Genomic DNA, 23341 nt, shown 5'->3' on the forward strand with positions numbered 1-23341 from the left:
CGGTCTAGGCATGCGGGTAGCGAAAGTATCTCAACCGGGGTATGCGTAGACGTCATGGCCTTCTCCGATGCGTCGCTGGTCGCTCTGCGGGTGTTCCGCGAGGTGGCTGAGCGCGGGACGTTGACAGCGGCGGCGTCCGCGCTGGGCTACACGCAGTCCGCCGTGTCGCGGCAGATCGCGGCGCTGGAGCGGGCGGCCGGGGTTCCGTTGCTGGAGCGGCGGTACGACGGCGTGCGGCTCACTGCGGCCGGGCGGCTCGTGTTGCGGCATGCGGCCGTTGTCGTCGATCAGGTCGATGCGGCCGCACGAGAGCTCGCGGGATTGCCGGAGGAGGACGCGAGCACGGTGCGGCTCGGCTGGTTCGCGACGGCCGGGGCGTGGCTGGTGCCGCACGCGTTGGTGGCGTTGAAGCGCACTCATCCGTCCATCAACGTCGTGACGCGTGAGGGCAGCACACCGGCGTTGGTGCGCGCGCTGCGAGCCGGCACGGTGGACATCGCGCTGATCTCGTCGGCGCCGCCGTTTCGTGCGGCTGATGACGAGGTGCCCGCGCTGGAGGTCGAGGTACTGGCGGAACGGAGCCTGCGGGTGGCGGTTCCTGCTTCGCATCCGTTGGCGCGCAACGACTTCGTCGACGTCGAGGATCTGCGCGGGCAGCGGTGGATCTCCGGGCCGGGCGACCAGATGGTGATGGGGGTGTGGCCGGGGCTCGACGAACGGCCGGTCGTCGCGCACACGGCTCGGGACTGGCTGGCGAAGCTGCACCTGGTCGCGGCCGGGCTGGGGATGACGACGGCGCCCGCCGCGCTGGTGGCGGTGCTGCCAGAGGGGGTGCGGATCCTGCCCGTGCGGGGTGGGCCTGCCGAGCAGCGGCGGATGCTGCTGGCGCGGCTGCCTGGGCCTGTGCCGGAACCGGTGGCGCGGCTGGTCACGGCGGTGCGGGCCGCGGTGGTGGAGCAACGGCATCAACCGATCGGTTGATCCTGGTGTCGCTGCTCGTTCGATGATCTTCCGCGTGTCTTCTTCGAGGCTTGTCGCATGGCAATCATCGAAGTGCGTGACCTCGGGAAGAGGTACGGGCCTCGGGTCGCGGTGGACTCGGTGTCGTTCTCGGTGGCCGAGGGGGAGATCTTCGGCGTTCTCGGACCGAACGGGGCCGGGAAGACGACGACCGTCGAGTGCGTGTCGGGGCTGCGCAGGCCGGACCGGGGGAGCGTGTCCGTGCTGGGGCAGGCGCCTGCCTCCGTGCGTTCGGCGATCGGGGTGCAGCTGCAGGCGTCCGAGCTGCCCGAACGGATGCGGGTCAGCGAGGCGTTGTCGTTGTTCTCGTCGTTCTACCCGTCGCCTGCCGACTGGTCCGAGCGGTTGGGGCTGTCCGCGCACCTGGGCGTGGAGTTCGGGCGGCTGTCGGGTGGGTTGAAGCAGCGGTTGTCGATCGCGCTGGCGTTGATCGGGTCGCCGCGCGTGGCGATCTTGGACGAGCTCACGACCGGGCTGGACCCGCAGGCGCGCCGCGACACGTGGTCGGTGATCGAGGAGGTGCGGTCGTCGGGGGTGACGATCCTGCTGGTCACGCACTTCATGGAGGAGGCCGCGCGGCTTTGTGACCGGGTGGCGGTGTTTCGCGACGGGCGGATCGTCGCTTCGGACACGCCGGCCGGGCTGGTGTCGCTTGTAGACGGCACGACGCGGGTTCGGTTCATTCCTTCGGGTGCTTTGGACGTTGCTGCGTTGGAGGCGTTGCCCGAGGTGTCGTCGGTGTCGTTCGCGGGGGACCAGATCGTGGTGAGCGGGTCGGAGGACCTGGTGCACGCGGTGACTTCTTTGTTGGCGCGCAACCAGGTCGTGGCGCGGCAGCTGCGGGTCGATCAGGTTTCGCTGGACGACGCCTACGTTCGGTTGACTGGGGGATCTGATGCTTCGGATCATTGAGATCGAGGCGCGGCTGTTCGTTCGCGATCGGCTGAACTCGTTGTTCGCGCTGGTTTTTCCGACGTTGCTGTTGCTCGGGCTGGGGGCGATTCCGGCGTTGCGCACGCCCGATCCGAAGTTCGACGGGTTCCGGTTCATCGACAGCTACCTGTCGGCTCTGGTCGTGTTCACGTTGGCGTTCATCGGGTTGCAGCGCGTGCCGACGGTCGTGGCGACCTATCGGGAGAAGGGCGTGCTGCGGCGGCTGGCCACGACGCCGATGCATCCGGCGCGGTTGCTGATCGGGCAGATGGTCGTCAACTTCGTCGCGGCGATCTTGTCGGTGCTGCTGACTATCGTGGTGGCGTACGTCGTTTTCGACGTCGACCTGCCTCACCATCCGCTCGGCCTGGCGTGTGCCGTGCTGCTGGGAGGCGCTGGGACGTTCGCGCTGGGCCTGGTGATCGCCGCACTGGCCCCGAACGCGCGGGCGGCCGGTGGCTGGGCGACGGTGGTGTTCATGCTGCTCATGTTCTTCGGCGGCGTGTACCTGCCGCGGTTCATGCTGCCTTCGGCGGTTCAGGCGATCGGTTCGTACTCGCCTCCGGGAGTGGAGGCGCTGCAACAGGCGTGGCTCGGAAACCCGCCGGACTGGAGGCATCTCGCGATCATGGGGCTGGTGAGCCTCGTGGCAGGTACCGTCGCGGCCAAAGCGTTCCGCTGGGAGTAGCTCGTGGACATGGCCGCGTTGGACAGGTGGGAGCGCAGGCTCGCTTTCGCCGCGCACGTGATCCCGTACTTCGTGCTGACGGTGACGACGGTGTTGTACTCGATCTTCACCACCCAGCTGGCAGAGCAGCGCTGGATCACGTACGGCGTCGTCGCCTTCGCCTACGCCTGGATGGCGTGGTGGGTCACGCTGCACCCCGCGTGGCACCGGCGCGCGCCGCACATGGCCGTGTTCGTCGGTGGCATGGTCGTGATCTACGCGGTGCTGGGCCTGACCGAGCACTGGTTCGGCGCGGTGTCGTACGCGGTCTACATCTACGCGAGCGAACTGCTGCGCGGCCGCTGGATGTTCTTCGTGGTGGCGCTGACGTCCGGGCTGGCGACGCTCTCGCTGTTCGGCGGCTACCCACCACCCGACGCCCGGCCTGCCTTCTGGTTGCTCCTGCTGATCTTCACCGTCGTGGCGTGCACTTTGACGTTCGTAGGCCACGTGACAACTGAACAAGCCCGCCTGCGCAAGGTGCTGTTGGAGGAGAACGAGGGCCTCCACGCGCAACTGCTCGTGCAAGCGCACGAGGCGGGCGTGCACGACGAGCGCCACCGCTTGGCCGGCGAGATCCACGACACGCTGGCGCAGGGCCTCACGGGCATCATCACGCAACTCTCGGCGGCTTCCGCTGCTGACTGGGAGCACCGCGTGTCGGTGGCGGCTACTTTGGCGCGCTCGAACCTGGACGAGGCGCGCCGCTCGGTGCACGCCCTGCGCCCGCCCGCGCTCGACTCCGCGGCCCTGCCCGAGGCCTTGGACGAGGTCGCTTCGGGTTGGTCCACGGTGTACGGCGTGCCGGTGTCGGTCACGTTGACCGGTGCCGTGCGCGTGATGCACCCGGAGATCGAGGTCGCCTTGCTGCGCACCGCCCAGGAAGCGCTGGCGAACGTGGCGAAGCACGCCTCGGCGTCACGCGTGGGCCTGACTCTGTCCTACATGGAGGACGTGGTGACGTTGGACGTGCGCGACGACGGCGTGGGCTTCGACCAGACGTCGCCGTCGTCGGGCTTCGGCCTGCCCGCGATGCGCCACCGCGTGCACCGGTTGTCGGGCGCGTTGTTCGTGGAGTCGGAACCGGGGTCGGGGACGGCGATCTCGGCGCGGGTTCCGGCATGAGTGCGGTGGAGGTACCGGCGTGATCAGGCTCGTGATCGTCGACGACCACCCGGTCGTCCGCGACGGCCTGCGCGGCATGCTCGCCTCGGCAGACTTCGAGGTGGTGGGCGAGGCAGCGTCCGGCGACGAAGCGGTGGCGGTCGTGACCGCTCTCGCGCCCGACGTCGTGCTGATGGACCTGCGCATGCCGGGGTCCGACGGGCTGTCCGCGATCGAACGGCTGCGCACCCATCCGTGCCGCGTGCTGGTGCTCACCACCTACGACACGGACCGCGACGTGCTGCCCGCGATCAAGGCCGGCGCCACCGGCTACCTGCTGAAGGACACGCCGCGCGACGACCTGCACCGGGCGATTCGCGCTGCCTACGCGGGCGAGGCGGTGTTGTCGCCCGCCGTGGCCACGCGGTTGCTGGGACAGGTGCGGGAGCCGGCCGAGGAGCCGCTGTCGGCGCGGGAGCTGGACGTGCTGGCGTTGGTGGCCAAAGGGTCCACGAACCGGGCGGTGGCGGCGGCGCTGTTCATCAGCGAGGCGACGGTGAAGACGCATCTGCTGCACGTGTACGCGAAGCTCGGTGTGGGGGACCGGGCGGCTGCTGTCGCGGTGGCGTACGAGCGTGGGTTGTTGAGGACTCGGAGGACCTGATGCCGCCGGAGTGGAGATGTGCCGGGCCCGGTGGTGGTCAGGCCCGGTGAGCGACAAAGCTGCCGGTTCCCCCGCGGCGGGACCACTTCGGTTGGTCCCGCCGCCTGCGGCAACTCCCCCTTGCCACTCCCTCACCCCTCGCGATGTAGGAACTCGCGCCAGTCTCCTAAATACGAGATGTCTCGAATGTCACCCGATTGGAGTAGTGGGTCGACCACTGCGTCTCGGAGAACCGTGGCCAGGGCGGCGCTGCCGTCTTCGAGCTCGATTACGCCGATCTCCAGTTCCGGGGGTTCGGCTGGGATCAGGTGCTCGCGCAGGACCTGGAGTGGCAGGTCGTAGAGCTCACCTACTACCGAGGCGGTGCCCGACTCGTGCATCGCGGGGAACTTGTCCCGCACCGAGAAGTAGCGGTACTTCGGGGCACTGCGGGCTCGGCAGACCATCGGCGTGCCCTGGAGCTGTGAGTGCAGCGGTCCGCCCCGCATGCCGCCGCCGTTGAGGAAGATCAGTGCCATGGCTCTCCTGGTCTCGGTGGATGGGGGAGGACAGGTCGGACAGGGGAAGGCCGGTGCCGCCGTGCCGCGAAGCGACCAGTTCGGCGGCGATGGAGACAGCGGTTTCCGCTGGGCTGCGGCCGCCCAGGTCGAGGCCGATCGGGGAACGAAGACGAGACAGCGCCGCGTCCGAAACGCCGGCCGAGCGGAGGCGCGAAAGGCGTTCGGCGTGCGTGCGGCGGGAGCCCAGGGCGCCGACGAACGCCAAGGGCATGACCAACGCCGACGACAGGACTGGGATGTCGAACTTCGGGTCGTGCGTGAGAACGACCACCGCGGTCGACGAGTCGGTGTGGGTGGACGCGAGATAGCGGTGGGGCCAGTCCACGACAACCTCATGAGCGGCCGGGAAGCGTTCAGGGGTCGCGAACACGGCACGCGCGTCGCACACCGTCACGTGATAGCCGAGGAAACGGCCGATCTCGGCGACCGCGGCGGCGTGGTCGATGGCGCCGAACACGAGCAGTCGTGGTGCGGGCATCCACGACTCGACGAAAACTCGACCCTCAAAGGGAAAACGCACTGAGACCGGATAGCCGTCGACTGAGGCCTGAAGAGCGGCGCGCAGCCCGGCAGAATCCCGCTGCACCAGCACGTCCAAAGAGCCGCCGCACGTCAGACCGACGGAGAACGCCGTGTCGTCGGAGTAGCCGAAGGAAGCGAAAGCGGACTCGGAGGTCTCCAGAACCTGACACGCCAGGTCGTAGACCTCGGCTTCCACGCAGCCGCCGGACACGCTGCCGATCACCTGACCGGAGGGGCCGACCGCCATCGCGGCGCCGACCGGACGGGGTGCGCTGCCCCGCACGGCAACGACCGAGGCGACCGCGAAACGGTCCCACGACAGCAAAGTCGGTGCCAGGTCACGCATTGAGACCTCCCAGAAGGAACCTCGGCCAGGTGGCCGCCTGGCCGAGGTTCGCGGTCACTTGCCGGTGATCACGTCCACGCCGAAGTACACGGCGAACATCAGGGCGAGCCCGGTCATGAGCCAGCCGGGCCAGCGGCCCTTGCAGACGCGCAGCACGACGTACGAGACGAGGCCCGCGCCGATGCCGTTGGTGATCGAGTAGGTGAACGGGATGATGGCGACGGTCAGGAACACCGGGATGGTGAAGTCCGTTTCGTGCCAAGGGATGCGGCGGATCTGCGTCATCATCAGGCCGCCGATCACCACCAACGCGGGAGCGGCCGCCTGGGCGGGCACGACCGTCGCCAGAGGCGTGAAGAGCAGTGCCACCAGGAACAGGCCGCCGGTGACCACCGACGCGAGACCGGTTCGGGCGCCTTCGCCAACGCCCGCGGCCGACTCCAGGAACACGGTGTTCGGGGCGGAACCCGTGACGCCACCGGCAATGGCGCCGGCGCCGTCCACCATGAGGATCTTGCCCATGCCCTCCACGCGGCCGTCCCGCGTGAGACCCGCCTCGTCCGACACTGAGGTGATCGTGCCCATGGCGTCGAAGAAGCCGGACAGCACCAACGTGAACAGGAAGATCGTCGCCGCGATCACGCCCGCCGACACGAAGCCGCCGAACAGGTCCACGCGGCCGAACAACCCGAAGTCGGGCGAGCCGACGATGGACGAAGGCAGGGAAGGTGTCACCAGGCCCCAGCCCTTGATCGTGAACATCGAGTTCACGACCACGGCGACGACCGTGGCGACCACGATGCTGATCAGCACCGCGCCCGGCACTCCGCGCGCCATCAGGACGATCATCAGCAGCAGGCCCAGGCAGAAGATCACGATCGGCCAGCCGCTGAGGTGACCGTCGAGGCCCATCCGCACGGGGACGGTCGAGCCCACCGCGTCGGGCGTGCGGGTCACGAAACCGGCGGAAACCAGGCCCACCAAAGCGATGTAGAGGCCGATGCCCACGGTGATCGCGATCTTCAACGGCTCGGGGATCGCGTTGATGATCCGTTCGCGGACGCCGGACGCGGCCATCACGACGATGCAGAGACCTTCGAGCACGACCAATCCGAAGGCCTGAGCCCACGTCATGGTCGGCGCCATCTGGAACGCCACGACGCCGTTGACGCCCAAACCCGCTGCCAGCGCCAAAGGAGCGTTGCCGACCAGTCCCATGAGGACGGTCATGACGCCGGCGGCCAAAGCGGTCGCGGTGGTGATCTCGGCGATGGTGAGCTTCGCGCCGGTGATGTCGGCGGAAGCGCCGAGGATCAACGGGTTCAGCAGCACGATGTACGACATCGCGACGAAAGTCGTGATGCCACCGCGCACTTCGCGGCCTAACGAGCTGCCGCGTTCGGTGATGCGGAAGAACTGGTCGAGGACCGACGTCGATTGTCGGCTCCGTAACTGGGTCATGGAGGACGGCCTTTCCCATGCCGGTGGGCGCGTTCCAACGCCGGAACGCGTTTAAGCAATTGCAAGCTCCGGTCAGCTAGACAGGCTTTTGGCCGTCAGTAATCGATTCGAGTCGCGAGTGACGTCCACGCGGTGAACGGGGCGTTGTCCTCGCCTGTGGAGATTTGGAGCACGGGCAGGTCCCACTCCGAGCGGGACTTGCTGAAGAGTTCGTAGAACTCACGGTCGTCGAACCCGGCCGCCGCCGCGTCGTGGCGGTCGGCGGCGTAGACGACCCTGTCCACCCGCGCCCAGAGCGCGGCGGACAGGCACAGGGGACACGGCTCGCACGACGAGATCAGCGTGCAGCCGGTCAACTTGAAGTCACCGAGCGCCTGGCAGGCCGCGCGAATCGCGACGACCTCGGCGTGCGCGGTGGGGTCGAGCGTTGGCGTCACCTGGTTGACGCCGGTGGCGATCACGGAACCGTCGCGGACGATCATCGCGCCGAACGGGCCGCCGCCGGAGGCCACGTTGCGGGTGGCCAGGTCGATGGTGGCGAGCAGATGTGCGTTCACAGCAACAAACTCCAGAAAGATCAGGTGCCGGTCAGGTGTTCCGGGCGGACCGGGACGCGGGTGAGCGCCAGGCCGGTCGCCGCGCGGATCGCCGCCACGATCGCCGGGGTCGACGAGATGGTGGGCGGTTCGCCGACGCCGCGAATGCCGTACGGGGCATGGGGATCGGCGAGCTCGAGCACGTCGATGCTCATCGGCGGCATGTCGAGCACGGTGGGAATCAGGTAGTCGGTGAAGGACGGGTTGCGCACCTTGCCGCCGGAGGTCTGGATCTCCTCCATCACCGCGAGGCCGAGTCCCTGGGCGGAACCGCCCTGGATCTGGCCCACGACGGCCTGCGGGTTCAGCGCCTTGCCCACGTCCTGGGCGCAGTCCAACGACACAACGCGAACGAGACCGAGATCCACGTCCACGTCGACGACGGCCCGGTGCGCCGCGAAGCCGTACTGGACGTGTGCGTTGCCTTGTCCCGTAACGGGATCCAAAGACTCGGTCGCGCGGTGCCGCCACTCGGTGACCTCGTCGATCACCTCGGAACCGATGTCGGTGCGGCCGGCGAGACGATCACGCACCAGCGCACAGGCAGCCTTCACCGCGCCACCGGTGACATAGGTCTGGCGCGAGGCCGAGGTCGAGCCGCCGTTGCCGATCGTGGTGTCCATCGGCAGCACCGTCACGCGCTCGATGCCGAGCTCGGTCCGCACGATCTGCTGCATGATCGTCACCAGGCCCTGGCCGACCTCGCACGCAGCGGTGTGCACAGCAGCGGCCAACGAGCCGTTCACCATCGACACCCGCACGCGGGCGGTCGAGTAGTCGTCGTAGCCCTCGGAGAAGCAGATGTTCTTGATGCCGACGGCATAGCCGACACCACGAACAACACCCTCGCCGTGCGTGGTGTTCGAGACACCGCCAGGCAGCTCACGGATGTCCGCGGAAGTCCCAGCGGGCAACGGCTTGTCCTGCACCAGCTTCAGGAGCTGCGCGACGGGCGCGGCCGAGTCGACGACCTGACCGGTCGGCATCACCGAGCCCTCGGTCATCGCGTTGCGCACACGAACATCCACCGGTGACATGCCCAGCGCCTCGGCCAGCTTGTCCATCTGGGTCTCGTAGGCGAAACCTGCTTGGACAGCACCGAATCCGCGCATCGCACCACAGGGCGGGTTGTTCGTGTAGACGCCATAAGCGTCGATCGTCACGTTGTCGACCTCGTACGGCCCGACGCCCAAAGTCGCCGCGTTGGCCACGACAGCCGGAGTCGAAGACGCGTAAGCGCCACCGTCCAGGTACATCCGCGTGCGGACGTAGACCAGCTTGCCCGTGTGGTCGGCGCCGTGCTCGTAGTACAGCACGGCCGGGTGCCGGTGGACGTGCCCGTAGAACGACTCTTCGCGGTTGTAGACCATCTTCACCGGCTTGCCGGTGTACAGCGCCAGCAGACACGCGTGCACCTGCATCGACAGGTCCTCACGGCCACCGAACGCGCCACCGACGCCGGACAGCGTCAGCCGCACCTGGTCCTGCGGCAGCCCCAGGGCGGCCGCGATCTGGTCGCGGTCCACGTGCAGCCACTGCGTCGCGATGTACAGGTCCACCGAACCGTCGGTCGCCGGCACCGCGAGACCGGACTCCGGCCCGAGGAACGCCTGGTCCTGCATGCCGACCTCGTACCGGCCGGTGACGACGACCTCGGCCTCGACGTCCTGCGAGCCACGGCGGATCGGGACGTGACGCACGAGGTTGCCGCCAGGGTGCAACGGGGTGTCGTCCACCGCCGTTTCCATGTCCACCACGGGTTCCAGCACGTCGTAGACCACGGCGATCTTCTTCATCGCGCGCAGAGCGGTCTCCGGGTGGTCCGCGCCGACCAACGTGATCGGCTCGCCCTGGTAGCGCACCACGTCCACGGCGAGCACGGGCTGGTCCTTGTGCTCCAACCCGTACAGGTTGCGGCCGGGTACGTCCGAGTGCGTCAGCACCGCGTACACACCGGGAACCTTCAAGGCCTCGGTGATGTCGACCGAGACGATTCGAGCGTACGGGTGCGGCGAACGCAGGGTCGCGCCCCAGATCATGTCCTCATGCCACAGGTCGGACGCGTAGGCGAACTCGCCGCGCACCTTCAGGTTGCCGTCCGGGCGCTGCGGCGACGTCCCGATGCCACCCGACACCGCGGAGGTGAGCTCGGCGGGAGTGAGGGTCATCGCGCTGCCTCCTGAAGCTTGGCGCTGGCGGAAGAAAGTTCACGTGCCAGCTCGTCGGTCGACGCCGTCTGCAGAACCCCGTCCCGCACGACGACCTCACCGCCCACGATCAACAGTTTCAACGGCGGCGGCGTGCCGAGAACGAGTGCCGCCACCGGGTCCGCGATACCCGCGTAGTCCATTCCGGACAGATCCCACACCGCGAGGTCCGCGACCTTGCCCGGCTCGATCGAGCCCAGCGAGTCAGCGCGACCCAGCACGCGAGCGCCACCCATCGTGCCCATCCACAACGCCTGCCGGACGTCCAGCGCACGAGGCCCACCCCGCTGCCGGGCCTGGTGCAACGCGGCCCGCAGCTCGACGACCAAGCCACCGTCCTCATTGGACGCGGCGCCGTCGACGCCGAGCCCGACCGGCGCACCCGCGTCCAGCAGGTCTCGAACGGGCGCGATGCCGGTGCCCAGCCGCCCGTTGGAGGTCGGGCAATGCGCGGAACCCGTTGAAGTCGCTCCCAGCCGCTTCACCGCGTCCGACGACAGGTGCACGGTGTGCGCGAGCCACACGTCCGAACCCAGCCAGCCGAGCTGCTCGGCGTACTCGGTCGGCGTGCACCCGTTCTCCGCCAGGCACTGCTCTTCCTCGTCGAGGGTCTCGGCGAGGTGCGTGTGCAGCCGAACGCCGTGACGACGTGCAAGAGAAGCAGCGCCCGTCATGAGCTCACGCGACACCGAGAACGGCGAACACGGCCCGACCGCGACCCGGATCAGCGCGTCGTCGGCCGCCGAGTGGTAGTCGCCGATCGCCTGTTCAGTGGCGATCAACGCGGCTTCGGTGTCCTCGACCAGGTTGTCCGGCGGCAGTCCGCCATGCGATTGCCCCCGGTCCATCGACCCGCGGATCGCCTCCAGCCGGATCCCGATCCGGCGCCCCGCCGACACCAGCGCGTTGAACACGTCGCCGCCGGCGGAAGGGAAGACGTAGTGGTGGTCAGCGGCCAGCGTGCAGCCGGTCAACGCCAGTTTCGCCAGGCCGGCGGAAGCGGCGGCGTGCGTGACGGTGTCGTCGAGCCCGCGCCACACCGGGTACAGCGTGGTCAGCCACTCGAACAGCGTCGCGTCCTGCGCCAGCCCGCGCGTCGCCCATTGGTAGAGGTGGTGGTGCGTGTTGATCAGGCCGGGCGTGACCAGGCACGACGACGCGTCGACGTAGGTGTGCGACTCGTACGGGCGAGGCGCGGGACCCGCACCGACCGAGACGATCCGGCCGTCGTTGATGACGACGTGGCCGGACGCGTGCTCGGTTCCGGCCGAATCCACAGTGGACACCGCACAGCGGTCGAGGACGATCATCGGCGCGACGCCGCCAATCGCACGGCGTCCAGGATCTTCTCGTAGCCCGTGCAGCGGCACAGGTTTCCGGCGAGCGCCTCGCGGATCTCCGGGTCGGACGGGTTCGGCACGCGGTTCAGCAGGTCGTGCGCCTGCACCACGAGACCGGGCGTGCAGAAGCCGCACTGCACCGCGCCCGCCTCGACGAACGCCTCTTGCACCGGGTCCAACGCGTCCCCGGAAGCGAGCCCCTCGACCGTGCGCACGGAACGGTCCTGCGCCTGGCCGGCGGCGACCAGGCACGAGCACACCGGCACGTCGTCCAGGTACACCGTGCAGGAACCGCACTCGCCCTGCTCGCAGGCGTTCTTCGACCCGGGCAGCCCGAGCCGCTCGCGCAGCATGAACAGCAGCGACTCGCCTTCCCACACGTCGTCGGCCTGGCGTTGCTCGCCGTTGACCGTCACGTTCACGCGCATGCCTGCTCCCCGTCCAAGAGTTCCTGCCAGGCCCACCCCAGAGTCCTGCGAGCCATCACTGCCAATGCGTGCTTGCGGTACGCGGCCGAGCCGCGCACGTCGTCGATCGGTGACGCCGCCCGCGAGACCAGCTCGCCGAACTCGCGCTTCACCGAGTCCAGCAACGGCTTGGGCGCCTTGAAGTCCAGCTCGGAGGCGAGGAACTGCTCTGCCTCGTGAGCACGTCGCGGGGTGGGAGCGGCGGACCCGACGGCCGCGCCGACCCGGCCTTCCTCGGGGAACAGCGAGATCGCGAACGAGCACACCGCGATCACCATCGCGTTGCGCGTGCCGACCTTCGAGAACTGTTGTGGCCCCTTGGCAGGCGCGAGGTGCACCGCCACGATCAGTTCGTCCGGCTCCAAGGAGTTCCGTTTCACGCCGACGTAGAAATCGGCAGCCGGGATCATCCGAGTCCCCCGCACGGAGGCCACCTCGATGACCGCGTCGGACGCCAGCAGCACCGGGTGCGTGTCACCCGCGGGAGAGGCCGCGCCCAGGTTGCCGCCGACCGTGCCCCGGTTGCGGATCTGCGGCGAACCGACCGTGCGCGAGGCCATGGCGAGGCCCGGCAGCTGCGATCCCAGTTCGTCGATGATCCGCACGTACGGCACACCCGCGCCGACCCGCAGCCCGTCGGTCCACTGCTGGAGCTCGGCGATCCGGGTCAGGTCCAGCAGCGCGGCCGGGCGGCGGTGGTCGTAGTTGAGCTCCACCATGACGTCCGTGCCACCGGCGATCGGCACGGCATCCGGCCTGGAAGCCTTCAGCTCCAACGCCTCGGCGAGCGTTTCCGGTCGAAGGAAGTCCATCGTCAGCTACCTCGGTAGGTGGAGTAGGCGAACGGCGACAGCAGCAGCGGCACGTGGTAGTGCTGCGCCGGATCGGAGTAGGCGAACGTGAGCACGACCTCGGGGAAGAACGGCGCCGCGTCGGACGTGTCGAAGACGAGCCGGTACACCCCCGCCTCCAAGCCTTCACCCCATCCGGTGATCCGGCCATCGGCGTTCGTCTCAGCGGAACTCACCTCGGTCCCGTCGCGGCGCTGCAGCGACACGGTGATGCCCGCGAACGGCCTGCCGCGTGCCGCGTCCAGCACGTGCGTGGAGATCGTCACTCGCCCTCCCATCTGGTTGTGAGCCAGTACACATAGCCACAGGTCCGAACCTCTACGGCCGGACCGCATGAATCGTCAGGCTCCTACAGCCGGTGAATTTGTGCTTTCCTACAAACACGAATGGACGAAAGTGACCTGTCATGTTGCTGCTGCGGACGTTGCTGCAGATGCCGGAACTGCGCCTGAGCCTGCACACCGGTGAGGACCAGCTCGACCGCACGGTCACCCGCGTGTACGGAACGGAGCTGCCCGACCCCAGCCGGTACCTGTCCGGCGGGGAGCTGGTGCTGTCCGGCCTGCTCTGGCACCACGGGCCGCAGGACTCCGAGACGTTCGTCCGTTCCCTCGCCTCCGCCCGCGTCGCAGGTCTGGCTGCTTCGGAGACGGAGAACCGCGCGTTGCCTCTCGATCTCGTCGACGCCTGCGAACGCCACCACGTGCCGTTGCTCGAGGTGCCGGTCGACCTGTCGTTCGCGACGATCACCGAGCGCGTGTCGATGGAACTGGTCGGGCTGTCCCGCCACCGCAGGCTGCTCAACGTCGTAGCGGAGGGTTCCGGACTGCCCGCGTTGTTGTTGGCGGGCGGGCACGAGCTGAGCGCGCCCTGCTGGGTGCTGTCGACGACCGGACGCGTGGTGGCCGGAGGGGAGCTGGCCGATCGCGTGACGTTGGTGAAGGAGTTCCTGCAGGCCGACCGGCTGCCCCGCACGGTGCGGGGGATGACCCTCGTGCCCGTGTCCGAACGCGGCGGCAACCGGCTCACCAGCTGGATCCTCGTCGTGGGCGGGGAGCCGCAGCAAGAGGCCGCTGCGGAGCTGGCGTCGCTGGTGGCGCTGGAACGGTTGCGGCAGGCGCAGGGCCGTCAGATCGAGAACCGGACCGCCGGACCGCTGGTGGCCGCGGTGCTGAGCGGGTCGGCGGACGTGGAGTCGCGGCTGGCTGCCGCCGGTCTGGAGAACGCCCGGTTGCGGGTGATCTCCGCGGTGACGTCGGATCAGCGGACCGATCTCGCGGCCACGGTGCTGGAGGAGACGTTGCCTCAAGCGTTGGTGACGCCTGTGGGGGACACGGTCTACGGGATCGCGCGCGCTGACGACTCGATGCCGGACGACGTGCGCGAGGCGATCCGCGTGATGGAACCGGGCCTCGGGTCGTCACGGGTGCTGGTCGGCATCAGCTCGCCGGTCGAGTGGCGCGGTCTGCGGGGCGCTGCGGAGGAGGCGGCGCACGCACGTCGTCTGGGCGAACGGCGTGGTGGGCGCACGTGTGTGGTGGCGGGCGAGGAGATCGCACTGCACCAGCTGCTGCTCGCGGGCGTGCCGGAGGAGCTGCGGACGTCGTTGCGGCGACGGCTGCTCGGCCCGGTGCTGGACTACGACGCCGAGCACGGTTCGGATCTGGTGGGGACGTTGAAGGTCTTCCTGGACTGCTCCGGCTCGTGGACGGCGGCGGCGGGCAAGCTGCACGTCCACGTCAACACCTTGCGGTACCGGGTGGGGCGCGTGGAAGAGCTGCTCGGCGTGGACCTGGCGGAGTTCGAGGCGCGCGTGGACCTCTTCCTGGCGCTGCAGGCGGGATAGCGTGGACGGGTGTCCGAGCGCCGCCCGATCGAACGCATCGCGGCTGATCTTCGCCGCGTGCGCCGGACGCTCGCGGGCTTCGAGCCGGGAACCTCGGCGGTCAAGAAGATCGCCGCCCGCCAGGCCTACGACGCGCTGCTCGTCGAGGCCTGTGCCGCGGTGGAGGTCGAGCACAGGTTGCGGACGCTGCACGAAGGCATGGATCGAGACCTCGAACGGCTGCGGCTGGAAGAGTGCCTGCGCGAGCGCGGGTTGTCAGTCTGATGGCTGATATTTCCTGAGCCTTCAGGCTGATGTCGGCCGAGGGGCCGGTTTTCTACCGTCTCGTCCCATGAAGACCCTCTTACTCGTGGGCGTGTTGCTGGCCGGTGCGACCGGTTGTGCGGCGGCGCCCGACATTCGCGTGCTGGTCGAGGGAACGGGCACGACGGACCGTCTGACCTACCTGTTTCCCGGCGACCAGGAACGGACGCTGCGCAACCCCGACCTGCCGTTCGAACGCGTGGGAGCGCGCAAGGGCCGGGTCTCGATCCGGCTCGAAGGGGTGCACGGCGAGCTGACGTGCAAGATCATCGTCAACGGGCACGAGGTGCGGTCCGAGACCTCCAGCACGGGTGCCGCACTCGCGTGCGATCACTCGATGGCCGTCTGACGCAAGACGACGAAAGCCCGTAGCTTCGAGGGTTCGGGGAGGTACGGGTGATGAAGAACGTGATGAACGGCAGTGCGGGGAACGTCGTCCAGGCGGGGGCTGTGCGAGACGTGCACATCCACTCGTCGCGGCGGGAGGTGCTCGCGCCGTTCCAGCTACCGCCCGTGCCCCGGTTCTTCGTCAGCAGGAAGGCGGAGCTGGCCGCGCTTCGCCCCGGCGAGCTGGTGGTGCTGAGCGGGCCGGGCGGGGTCGGCAAGACCTCGCTCGCGTTGCGGTGGCTCCAAGATCGGCGCGGTTCCTTTCCCGACGGCCAGCTCTACGTCGATCTCGGGGCGCATTCGCCGTCCGGCCCCGTTCCGCCGGAAGAGGCGTTGGAGGGTTTCCTGCACGCGCTCGGTGTCACCGACGTCCCGCCGCGACTTGATCGGCGCGCCGCGTTGTTCAGGTCTGTCACGGCACGGCGTCAGCTCTCGGTGTTGCTGGACAACGCCGTGAGCGCCGCCCAGGTTCGTCCGCTGCTGCCCACGTCCGGCACGGTGGTCGTCACGAGCCGCTGGCGCCTCAGCGCGCTCGGCCTCGACGGCGCGCGGTTCGTGGACGTCGCGCCGATGGGCGTCGACGAGTCGGTCGAGCTGCTGGACAACGTGGTGGGGCAAGGCAGGCTGGCTCGGGAACCCGAAGCGGCGCAGGAGGTCGCGCGGTTGTGCGGCGGGCTGCCGATCGCGCTGTCCGTCGTGGGCGCGCGGTTGTCCACGCGGCCGCGGCGGACCTTCTCGCGCGAGGTGGTCGAGCTGCGGGACGACAGGTTGCCCGCGCTGGACGAGTCCGCCTCGGTCAGGTCGGTGCTTGATCTGTCCTATGTGGAGCTTCCGGTCCGGCAGGCGCGGCTGTACCGGTTGTGCGCCTGGCTTCCCGGCAGCACTTTCGACGTGTCGGTGGCGGCGGCGATGATCGAGGAACCGGAGTACGACGTCGAGGACGCGCTCGAGGACCTCGTGGAGAAGTCCTTGCTGAGTGAGGCCGGTGACGACCGGTTCCGGTTCCACGACCTGCTGCGGGTGCACGCGCGCCGCAAGACCGATCCCGACCGCGCGGCCGCGGTGCGCAGGGCGGTCGAGTGGTACCTGGCACGGGCGGTCGAGGCGGATTCCGTTGTGGCGCCCGACAGGCAACGGACGGGGCCTGCGTATCGAGGGGCCCGCAAGGACGCGTACTCGTCACCGGAAGAGGCGATGACGTGGCTGGCCGGCGAGCGGGAGAACCTCGTCCGCGCGGTCGAGGTCGCTCCTGTGGACCTGCGGTGGCAGCTGTGCGAACCGTTGTGGGCGTTGTTCCTCCACCAGCACCTCTACCAGGACTGGATCTCGACGCACCGGCTCGGTGTCGTGGCGGCGGGGGAGTGCGGAGAGCTCGTCGCTCAGGCGCGGTTGCGGGCTCGGCTCGCGCAAGCGTTGATCAACACGGGAGCGCTGGACGAGGCCGTCGAGGAGCTGGAAGCCGTGCTGGCGCAGGACGATCCGCTCAGCAAACCGAGTGCGCTGAGCATGCTCGGCCAGGTGAGCAGGGCGCTCGGTGAGCCGGAACGGGCGTTGGAGCTGTACCGCGAGGCGCTCGCCCTGCGCACCCGCGACCGGGGCCGCGGGCAGGCCAGGCGCCGGGTCGGTGAGGCGCTGATGGAGCTCGGCCGGCACCCGGAGGCGATCGCGGAGCTGGAGCTCGCGGAGTCGTTGCTGACCGATGCGACCGAACTGGCCCGCGTGCGGACGTTCCTCGCCAGGGCGTGCCGGTTGGCGGGTGATCCGGCACGCGCACGGGCATTGCTCGACTCCGCGCTGGACGGGTTGAGCCACTCACCGGTCCACCTCGCCGACGTGCACCTCGAACTCGCCGAACTGGCCGACGACCCGCGCCCGCACCGGCTGGCCGCGCTCGCGTGCTACCACGACCAGGCCGATCCACAGGCCGTGCGCGTCCAGGCGCTGCTCGACGAGGACCGCGGTGCAGCCGGGGTGATCCCGCAGCGCCGCGAGAGGTGAGGTTCCCGCCGGGCAGATCAGCACGTCCGCCGCGGTGGCCGCCCTGGAGCCGGTCCTGGCGATGACCAACCCGTCAGACATGGTGTGCCGCAACGGGTTCGGCGCGTGCCTCGTGGGCAGGCTCAGGCAACCCCAGGAGCCGGTACGCCGTGGCGCGCAGGATCGCCGCCGCCTGGTCCGGTCGTGAGCTGAGCCGTGCCGCGATGTCCGGCACGCCGCGGGTGACCAGGTCGGCGAGGCTGCCGGGCCGCACTGGTGCGCGCGTTGCGAGCTGCACGGGGACACCGACCGCGCCGGCGTACTGCGTCACGCTGCCGTGGTCGCCGATCACCCGGTCGCTGGCGATCACCGCCGCCCGCCAGCCTTCCTCGGGCGGGATGACGATCAGGTCGGGACGGTCGGCGAGCCACGCACGGATCTGCCACGGACCGTGCACCGACCACGTCGTCGGATGGATCACCACGGCCTTTCGGAAGTCACCTGTCCGATAGAGCTCGGGCCTGCTCCCGAACGTCGAGTCGGGCCGCCACGTCGAGGTGATCGTGACCAGCGTTTCGTGCGGCGCGATGCCCAGTGCCGCCCGGTAGTCGTCCCGGTGCGGAAGGCTCGCCCGCATCCGGTCCAGGCACAGGTCGCCCGCGACCACGGCGTGCGGGACGGCCTCCGGGCACGAGCGTTCGAGCACGCGCAGTTCGTCGTCGTGGCTGAGGACCAGCGCGGCGGCGGTCACCCGGCCACCGCGCATCAGCTCGTGCCGGTCGAGGCCGTGGCCGGTCAGGCGGCGTGATTTCAACGCTCCCGCGCCGTGCGGCAGCACCAGCACCGGGCCCAGCACGTGCTCGAGGTCGCGCCTGCTCGCGGCCAGCACCAGATCGAACTCCAGCCCGGTCGCCTGCCGCCACGGCAAGGTCAGCAAGCCTTGGCGTTGCAGGAACTCATGTGTGCCGTACGAGGCTCCGCGCGTGTCCGGCACCGTGCACACGACCTGGATCCGCTGGTCGGACTTGAACAGCTCGAGCACGTCCATCAGCCGGGTGCCGGCGACGAGGTGCGGCACGAGCACCAGCACGGTCCGGCAGCCCGCCACGGTCACCCGCTGGTCGGCCCGAGGACCGACCGGCGCGTCCAGCCACAGCGCGCTCACGCGGCCAGCTCCGCGTCGCCGGCCGTGCAGTCGATCACCGGCACCTCGGTGCCCGGCGTGAGCGACGCGTGCCTGGTCATGATCAGCACGACGTCCGCCGGGGTCTCGACCGGCCCGCTGGTGAGCGTGGTTCCGTTGTCCAGCAACAGGTTCGGCACGAACGGGTCGTGGTAGGTGACGATCGCCTCCCTGCTCAGCTCGTTGATCACCCGCAGTGCGGGGGACTGCCGGACGTTGGCCACGTCCGGCTTGTAGGTCACGCCGAGCACGTGCACGCGCCGCATCGGCACCCCGAGCTCGGCGAGCTTGCCCCGCACGCGGTGCAGGAGGTGGCTGGGCATGGCGTTGTTGACCAGGATCGCCGCGTCGACGACCGGCGAGTGAAGCCCGTGGCGCCGGGCGCTGGCGGTGAAGAACCCCGCGGACACCGGGATGCAGTCACCACCCGCGCCGGGGCCGGGCCGGTGCCGCAGGAACCCGAACGGCTTGCTGCCTGCCGCGTCGAGCACCTCGTGCACGTTCACGCCCTGCGCCCGGCACAGCGCCGCGAGCTCGTTGGCAAGTGATATATTCACCATTCTGAAGGTGTTCTCGAAAATCTTCGTCAGTTCGGCGGCCCGCAGCGTGCTGACCGCGACCACCTCGTCGGAGAGCCGCCGCAGCAGTTCCGCCGCGCGTTCGGCACAGGACGGCGTGAGCCCGGCGACGATGCGGGGCGTGGGCGTGGTGTTGCCGGGGTCCGTGCGCACCGGCGAGTGCGCCAGGTGGAAGTCGACGCCGGCCTTCAGCCCGGACGCTTTTTCCAGTCGTGGTGCGAGGACGTCCTCTATGGTCCCCGGCTCGCAGGTGCTCTGGATGATCACCAGTGCGCCCGGCCGCAGCACCGCGCCGACGCGGTCGACGGCGTCCAGGAGCATCCAGGTGTCGAGCCCGCCGTGCCGGTCCGGCGGCGTCGGGACGCAGACGACGTGGCTGTCGGCGGCGACAATCTCATTGTGCCGCAGCGACAACAGGCCGGACTGCAACGCCTCGGCGAGCACGGTCTCGTCGACGGTGGTGAGCCCGCACCCCGGCGTGCGGGCGGCGATGTGCCGGACGCGGTCGGCGCTGGCGTCCACGCCGAGCACGCGCAGACCTGCGCTGGCGGCGGCGACGGCGACCGGCAGTCCGGTGAAGCCGAGCCCGATGACGACGGTGTCCATGTGACCTCCCTGGTCGGTGTGGAACCAGGCTGGGGCGCGGTTCTGCCCGAACCCTTTCCGCGCACCGCCCCCGCCGCTGAACGCCCAGGTGAGAACGGGTCGGGTGATCGTCTTCCACTCGAAATGGACTCAGGACGCTTTCCGATAGCTGTCCGCGATTTGTGGACAATAAGCGACTCGAAACGACAACAAACCTGGATCGTCTCGCGTGAACCCGGCACACTGCTTGCCGGGAGTCGTGCGCCCGGGGAGGGGTGGCACAGGTGGAGATCGCATTCAGGATCCTCGGCCGAACGCGCGTGCGCGTCGATGGCGAGTTCGTCGCGGACTGGGGCAAACCCAAGGCCCGCGCGGTACTCGCGGTGCTGTTGCTGAACGTCGGCAAAGCGATTTCGGTGAACTACATCGCGGATTGGGTGTGGCCCGAACGCCGCCCGGCCAATCTGCGCGCGACCGTGCACACGGCCATTACGAGCATCCGCACCGCATTGCAGCGCAGCGGTGTGCGGTTCACGTTGCGCAACGAGGAACGTTCGTACCGCCTCGACGTCGACCCGTCCCTCATCGACCTGCACGTGTTCCGCAAGCTGGTGGGCCGCGCCCGCGCGATCGGCGGCACCGACCACGAGGCCGCCTGTGCGCTGGTCGAGGAGGCACTGGCGCTGTGGGGCGACGAACCGCTGGCGGACCTCGACAGCGAACCGGCCGCGCGCCGTCGCGACCACCTCGTGCGCGGCTACTACCTGAGCGCCTCCCACGCGTTGCTCTACGGACTCTCCAAACTCGGTGACTACGCCCGAATGCTCGACCACCTCGACGAAATCCCGCCGGAGCTCGATCTGGAAATCCTGCTCGCCAAGCACCGGCTCACCGCGTTGTACGGACTGGGCCGTGCGCACGAGGCGTTGAGCTGTCTGGTGCGGATCCGGCGCCGGATCGTGAACGAGATCGGTGACGGTTCCGAAGCCGACCTGAACGCGTTGCACGAACGGTTGCGAGTCCGGCACGAACAGTCCCCTCCGGTGCGCACTCCGGGGCCGCGCTATTTGCCGCACGACGTCGACGAATTCGTCGGACGAGAGGGTCTGTTATCGGATTTGGACGCTCTGGTGCCGCCCCGCCCGGTGCCCAGGCTGATCTGCGTCGACGGCCAGCCGGGCATGGGCAAGACCACGCTCGCCGTGCATTGGGCGCATCGCGTGCACCAGCGCTTCCCCGACGGCTGCTGGTTCGCCTCGCACGCCGACGGGGCGGAGGTGGTCGCCGGCCTGCTGGTGGCGTTCGGGGTGCCGATCGAGCCGATCCCGTCGTCGTCCGCCCGCATCGCCCGGCTGCGCGAACTTCTGGCCACGCGCCGGATGCTCGTGGTGCTCGACGACGTCGACGGCGTGGAACCGGTGCTGCCCGCGTTGTCGACGTCGGTAGTGCTCGTGGTGAGCCGCGCGCGGATGAGTTCGCTTGTGCTGCAACACAACGCTCGTGCGTTCACCGTGCGTCCACTCGCGGCGGACGAGATCGCCGCCTGGCTCACCCGGCGCCTTGGTGACCGTGCTGTCGCCGCACCGGACGTCATCGGGCGCCTCGCAGAACGCACCGGCGGTATGCCGTTGGTGATGCAGCTGATCGGCGAGCAGGTCGCGGCCCAGCCGGACAGGTCCCTGACCGACCTGCTCGACCCCCTGACCGACGGCCGGACGTTGTTGTCGTTGCAGGACAACGGCATCCGTGCTCAGTTCGAACGCTCCTACCGGGCGCTGCCGGCCGAACAGGCACACCTCTTCCGGTTGTTCGGGCTGCATCCGTCGCACGAGATCCCGCTGCCCGTGGTCGCCGCGCTGGCCGGGCTGCCCGTCGAGGAGGCCCGCGTGCTCGCCGACTCGCTGGTGTGGAAGCGGCTGGTGGACACAGTGGACGGTGACCGCTACCGGATGCACGACCTCCTGCGCGAGTACGCGGCCGACCGCGTCGCGCACGACGAGCCGCGGGCGGAGCGGGACGCGGCGATGACCCGGCTGCTGGGCTGGTTCCTCCACACGATCAACAACGCGGATCGCATGGTGTACGGCTACCGCTACGCCGTGCCGATGCTGCCGCTGCCCGGCGGGGTGCGCCCGAGCGAGTTCGCCGACGAGGACGAGGTGGCGCGGTGGATCGCCAGGGAGAAGGCGAGCATCGTCGGCGTGTTGCGCGCTTCGCCGCAGCCCGGTTACGTCTGGCGCATCGCGAACGGCGCGGGGGAACTGTTCAGCCGATACGGCCACTACGACGAGGTCGTGGCGATGATGACGGCCGCCGCCGAAGCCGCGCGCAGCGACGGTGACGTCCTGCCCGAGGCCGACACCCTCTCCAACCTCGGTCACTTCCACATCAAGCTGCACGACTACGCGGCCGCCGAACGCGTGCTGGACCAGGCGCAGCGCCTGCTGGGAGCCCAGGCCGACCCCGAGGCGCTCGCCGTGCTCCTGCGCAACAAGGCCGACTGCCTGCGCGGAGCCCACAACGTGCCCAGAGCGTTGCAGCTGCTGCAGGAAGCGCTCGATCTTGCGGAAGGGTTCGACGACACCCGGTCGGGAATCCTGTTCCGCATGGGTGTCGCCTGCCACCAGGGCGGCCGGCTCGCCGACGCGGCCGTCCACCTCGTTCAGGCACGCCTGCTCCGCCAGAGCATCGGTGACTACAAAGGAGAGGCGGACGCGCTGGTCGCTCTCGCCCTGCTGGCGAGGGAGAACGGGGACGACTTCTCCGCGCGGACGAACTGCCACGAGGCGATCCCGCGTTACGTGCAGGCCCACTTCCAGCCAGGGCAGGCCGATGCACGGCTGGTGCTGGCGGTGATCGCGCGAGACCACGCCGACCCGGACCGCGCGCTGATCTACGCGACCGAGGCGGTGGAGCTCAGCAAAGGGCACGACCGTGAGCTGGAGGCCCGGTCGCACGACCTGCTCGGCCAGCTGATGTGGAAGGCAGGCGAACACGACATCGCGATCGAGCACCTGGAGGACGCCTACCGCGCCTACCGGGACATCGGGGACGAACGCGCCCACTCGGTGGCTGCCCAGCTCGACGAGCTGGTGGCGTTGAGCGGGCCCTCCCTGCCCTCGTCGCGGGTGGAGCACACGACGACGTGGTGCGAGCGCGGCTTGGTGGAATAACTTCACCCATCCGGCGGATCGTCTACGTCAGGTGGGTCTCCACGGGCGTGGCGTCCTGGACGCACGACGATCGGGCTGAGAAGTTCGGATGAACGTGTTGATCCGAACGGGCTCGGGCACACTGGGCTACCCCGGTGACGGGGGCTTCTGTGCTGCTCTGAGATAGTCGCGCGCATGATCGATAAGACGGCGCTCAGAAGCGCTGTACTAGGAGCGGCCATAGCTGCCGCTGGAGTGCTCGGCAGCGCGCAGGCAAGCGCGGCCACCGAGCACGCGGGCGAACCCGCCACCCGTGCACTCGATGCGGAGTACGGCACGGATTCCATGAGATGGGGATCTTCAGCAGTGCTGAACTAGCAGTTGCTTCACCCACGGCCTGTCCCGGCGGCTACCGGGGCAGGCCGTTTTACATTAGCGCGCCGGTCGGATCGAGTGTTAATCGGCGCCCCGGAAATCCCAATCCCCATTAGCGCCGTGTGTGTCGTTCTGCCCGTTGTGCACGTCGAGATGA

General features: G+C 69.2%; 19 protein-coding genes and 1 pseudogene. 10 read left to right on the forward strand and 10 right to left on the reverse strand.

From position 1 onward, the window contains the following. The first annotated feature begins 54 nt into the window (after positions 1 to 54). From AB0M24_RS08755 to AB0M24_RS08775, 5 genes are read left to right on the forward strand one after another with little or no spacing between them, the layout of a single operon-like run. Positions 55 to 981, forward strand: coding sequence for a LysR family transcriptional regulator (locus tag AB0M24_RS08755; RefSeq protein WP_363762837.1), 927 nt, complete (start codon positions 55 to 57; stop codon positions 979 to 981). 57 nt (positions 982 to 1038) lie between these two features. Continuing rightward, the gene (locus AB0M24_RS08760; RefSeq protein ID WP_363762840.1) at positions 1039 to 1932 is read left to right on the forward strand and encodes an ABC transporter ATP-binding protein; all 894 of its coding nucleotides are present in this window, start codon (positions 1039 to 1041) and stop codon (positions 1930 to 1932) included. Further along, on the forward strand, positions 1916 to 2641 hold the full coding sequence (locus AB0M24_RS08765) for an ABC transporter permease (protein ID WP_363762843.1): 726 nt from the start codon (positions 1916 to 1918) through the stop codon (positions 2639 to 2641). Before AB0M24_RS08760 ends, AB0M24_RS08765 begins: the two co-directional genes overlap by 17 nt. Positions 2642 to 2650: 9 nt before the next feature. Continuing rightward, positions 2651 to 3805 (forward strand): sensor histidine kinase, encoded by a 1155-nt coding sequence (locus AB0M24_RS08770; protein ID WP_363763072.1) that lies wholly within the window; start codon positions 2651 to 2653, stop codon positions 3803 to 3805. Between the two features lie 19 nt (positions 3806 to 3824). Beyond that, positions 3825 to 4448, forward strand: a complete 624-nt coding sequence (locus AB0M24_RS08775) for a response regulator transcription factor (protein ID WP_363762846.1) — start codon at positions 3825 to 3827, stop codon at positions 4446 to 4448. A 534-nt stretch (positions 4449 to 4982) separates the two neighbouring features. On the opposite strand, the pseudogene AB0M24_RS08780 reads toward AB0M24_RS08775, so the two are convergent. The 8 genes and pseudogenes from AB0M24_RS08780 to uraH all read right to left on the reverse strand — a co-directional run. Next, a pseudogene (locus AB0M24_RS08780) lies at positions 4983 to 5876 on the reverse strand (XdhC family protein); the annotation flags it as partial. Positions 5877 to 5930: 54 nt separating this feature from the next. Continuing rightward, positions 5931 to 7337: an NCS2 family permease gene (locus AB0M24_RS08785; protein ID WP_363762849.1), complete on the reverse strand. Its 1407-nt coding sequence runs from the start codon at positions 7335 to 7337 to the stop codon at positions 5931 to 5933. A 95-nt stretch (positions 7338 to 7432) separates the two neighbouring features. Further along, the gene (locus tag AB0M24_RS08790) at positions 7433 to 7894 is read right to left on the reverse strand and encodes a nucleoside deaminase (protein WP_363762852.1); all 462 of its coding nucleotides are present in this window, start codon (positions 7892 to 7894) and stop codon (positions 7433 to 7435) included. A gap of 20 nt (positions 7895 to 7914) precedes the next feature. Further along, complete coding sequence (locus tag AB0M24_RS08795) at positions 7915 to 10101, reverse strand: molybdopterin cofactor-binding domain-containing protein (RefSeq protein WP_363762855.1); 2187 nt, start codon at positions 10099 to 10101, stop codon at positions 7915 to 7917. Beyond that, positions 10098 to 11450, reverse strand: a complete 1353-nt coding sequence (locus tag AB0M24_RS08800) for an 8-oxoguanine deaminase (RefSeq protein ID WP_363762858.1) — start codon at positions 11448 to 11450, stop codon at positions 10098 to 10100. Before AB0M24_RS08800 ends, AB0M24_RS08795 begins: the two co-directional genes overlap by 4 nt. Next, the gene (locus AB0M24_RS08805) at positions 11447 to 11908 is read right to left on the reverse strand and encodes a (2Fe-2S)-binding protein (protein WP_363762861.1); all 462 of its coding nucleotides are present in this window, start codon (positions 11906 to 11908) and stop codon (positions 11447 to 11449) included. The genes AB0M24_RS08800 and AB0M24_RS08805 overlap by 4 nt, the downstream gene beginning before the upstream one ends. Further along, positions 11899 to 12759, reverse strand: a complete 861-nt coding sequence (locus AB0M24_RS08810) for a xanthine dehydrogenase family protein subunit M (protein ID WP_363762864.1) — start codon at positions 12757 to 12759, stop codon at positions 11899 to 11901. Before AB0M24_RS08810 ends, AB0M24_RS08805 begins: the two co-directional genes overlap by 10 nt. A gap of 2 nt (positions 12760 to 12761) precedes the next feature. Next, positions 12762 to 13076: a hydroxyisourate hydrolase gene (gene uraH, locus AB0M24_RS08815; protein ID WP_363762867.1), complete on the reverse strand. Its 315-nt coding sequence runs from the start codon at positions 13074 to 13076 to the stop codon at positions 12762 to 12764. 128 nt (positions 13077 to 13204) lie between these two features. Here uraH and AB0M24_RS08820 point away from each other — a divergent pair, with 128 nt between their 5' ends. From AB0M24_RS08820 to AB0M24_RS08835, 4 genes are all read left to right on the forward strand, one after another. Beyond that, positions 13205 to 14644 (forward strand): PucR family transcriptional regulator, encoded by a 1440-nt coding sequence (locus tag AB0M24_RS08820; RefSeq protein ID WP_363762869.1) that lies wholly within the window; start codon positions 13205 to 13207, stop codon positions 14642 to 14644. A gap of 9 nt (positions 14645 to 14653) precedes the next feature. Continuing rightward, positions 14654 to 14908 carry a hypothetical protein gene (locus tag AB0M24_RS08825; protein ID WP_363762872.1) on the forward strand — a complete coding sequence of 85 codons (255 nt, stop codon included), beginning with the start codon at positions 14654 to 14656 and terminating at the stop codon, positions 14906 to 14908. Between the two features lie 67 nt (positions 14909 to 14975). After that, a complete protein-coding gene (locus AB0M24_RS08830) occupies positions 14976 to 15296 on the forward strand; it encodes a hypothetical protein (protein WP_363762875.1) in 321 nt (106 codons plus the stop codon). A 50-nt stretch (positions 15297 to 15346) separates the two neighbouring features. Continuing rightward, on the forward strand, positions 15347 to 17332 hold the full coding sequence (locus AB0M24_RS08835) for an NB-ARC domain-containing protein (protein ID WP_363762878.1): 1986 nt from the start codon (positions 15347 to 15349) through the stop codon (positions 17330 to 17332). A gap of 73 nt (positions 17333 to 17405) precedes the next feature. Here AB0M24_RS08835 and AB0M24_RS08840 read toward each other — a convergent pair whose 3' ends face one another. Together AB0M24_RS08840 and AB0M24_RS08845 are read right to left on the reverse strand one after the other, a co-directional pair. Then, complete coding sequence (locus AB0M24_RS08840) at positions 17406 to 18476, reverse strand: hypothetical protein (RefSeq protein WP_363762881.1); 1071 nt, start codon at positions 18474 to 18476, stop codon at positions 17406 to 17408. Further along, positions 18473 to 19678, reverse strand: coding sequence for a nucleotide sugar dehydrogenase (locus tag AB0M24_RS08845; protein WP_363762884.1), 1206 nt, complete (start codon positions 19676 to 19678; stop codon positions 18473 to 18475). Before AB0M24_RS08845 ends, AB0M24_RS08840 begins: the two co-directional genes overlap by 4 nt. 263 nt (positions 19679 to 19941) lie before the next feature. On the opposite strand from AB0M24_RS08845, the gene AB0M24_RS08850 reads away from it, so the two are divergent. Next, complete coding sequence (locus AB0M24_RS08850) at positions 19942 to 22830, forward strand: tetratricopeptide repeat protein (RefSeq protein ID WP_363762887.1); 2889 nt, start codon at positions 19942 to 19944, stop codon at positions 22828 to 22830. The last annotated feature ends 511 nt before the right edge of the window (positions 22831 to 23341 follow it).

The organism is Lentzea sp. NPDC051838 (genome assembly GCF_040681245.1).
GTDB lineage: Bacteria > Actinomycetota > Actinomycetes > Mycobacteriales > Pseudonocardiaceae > Lentzea.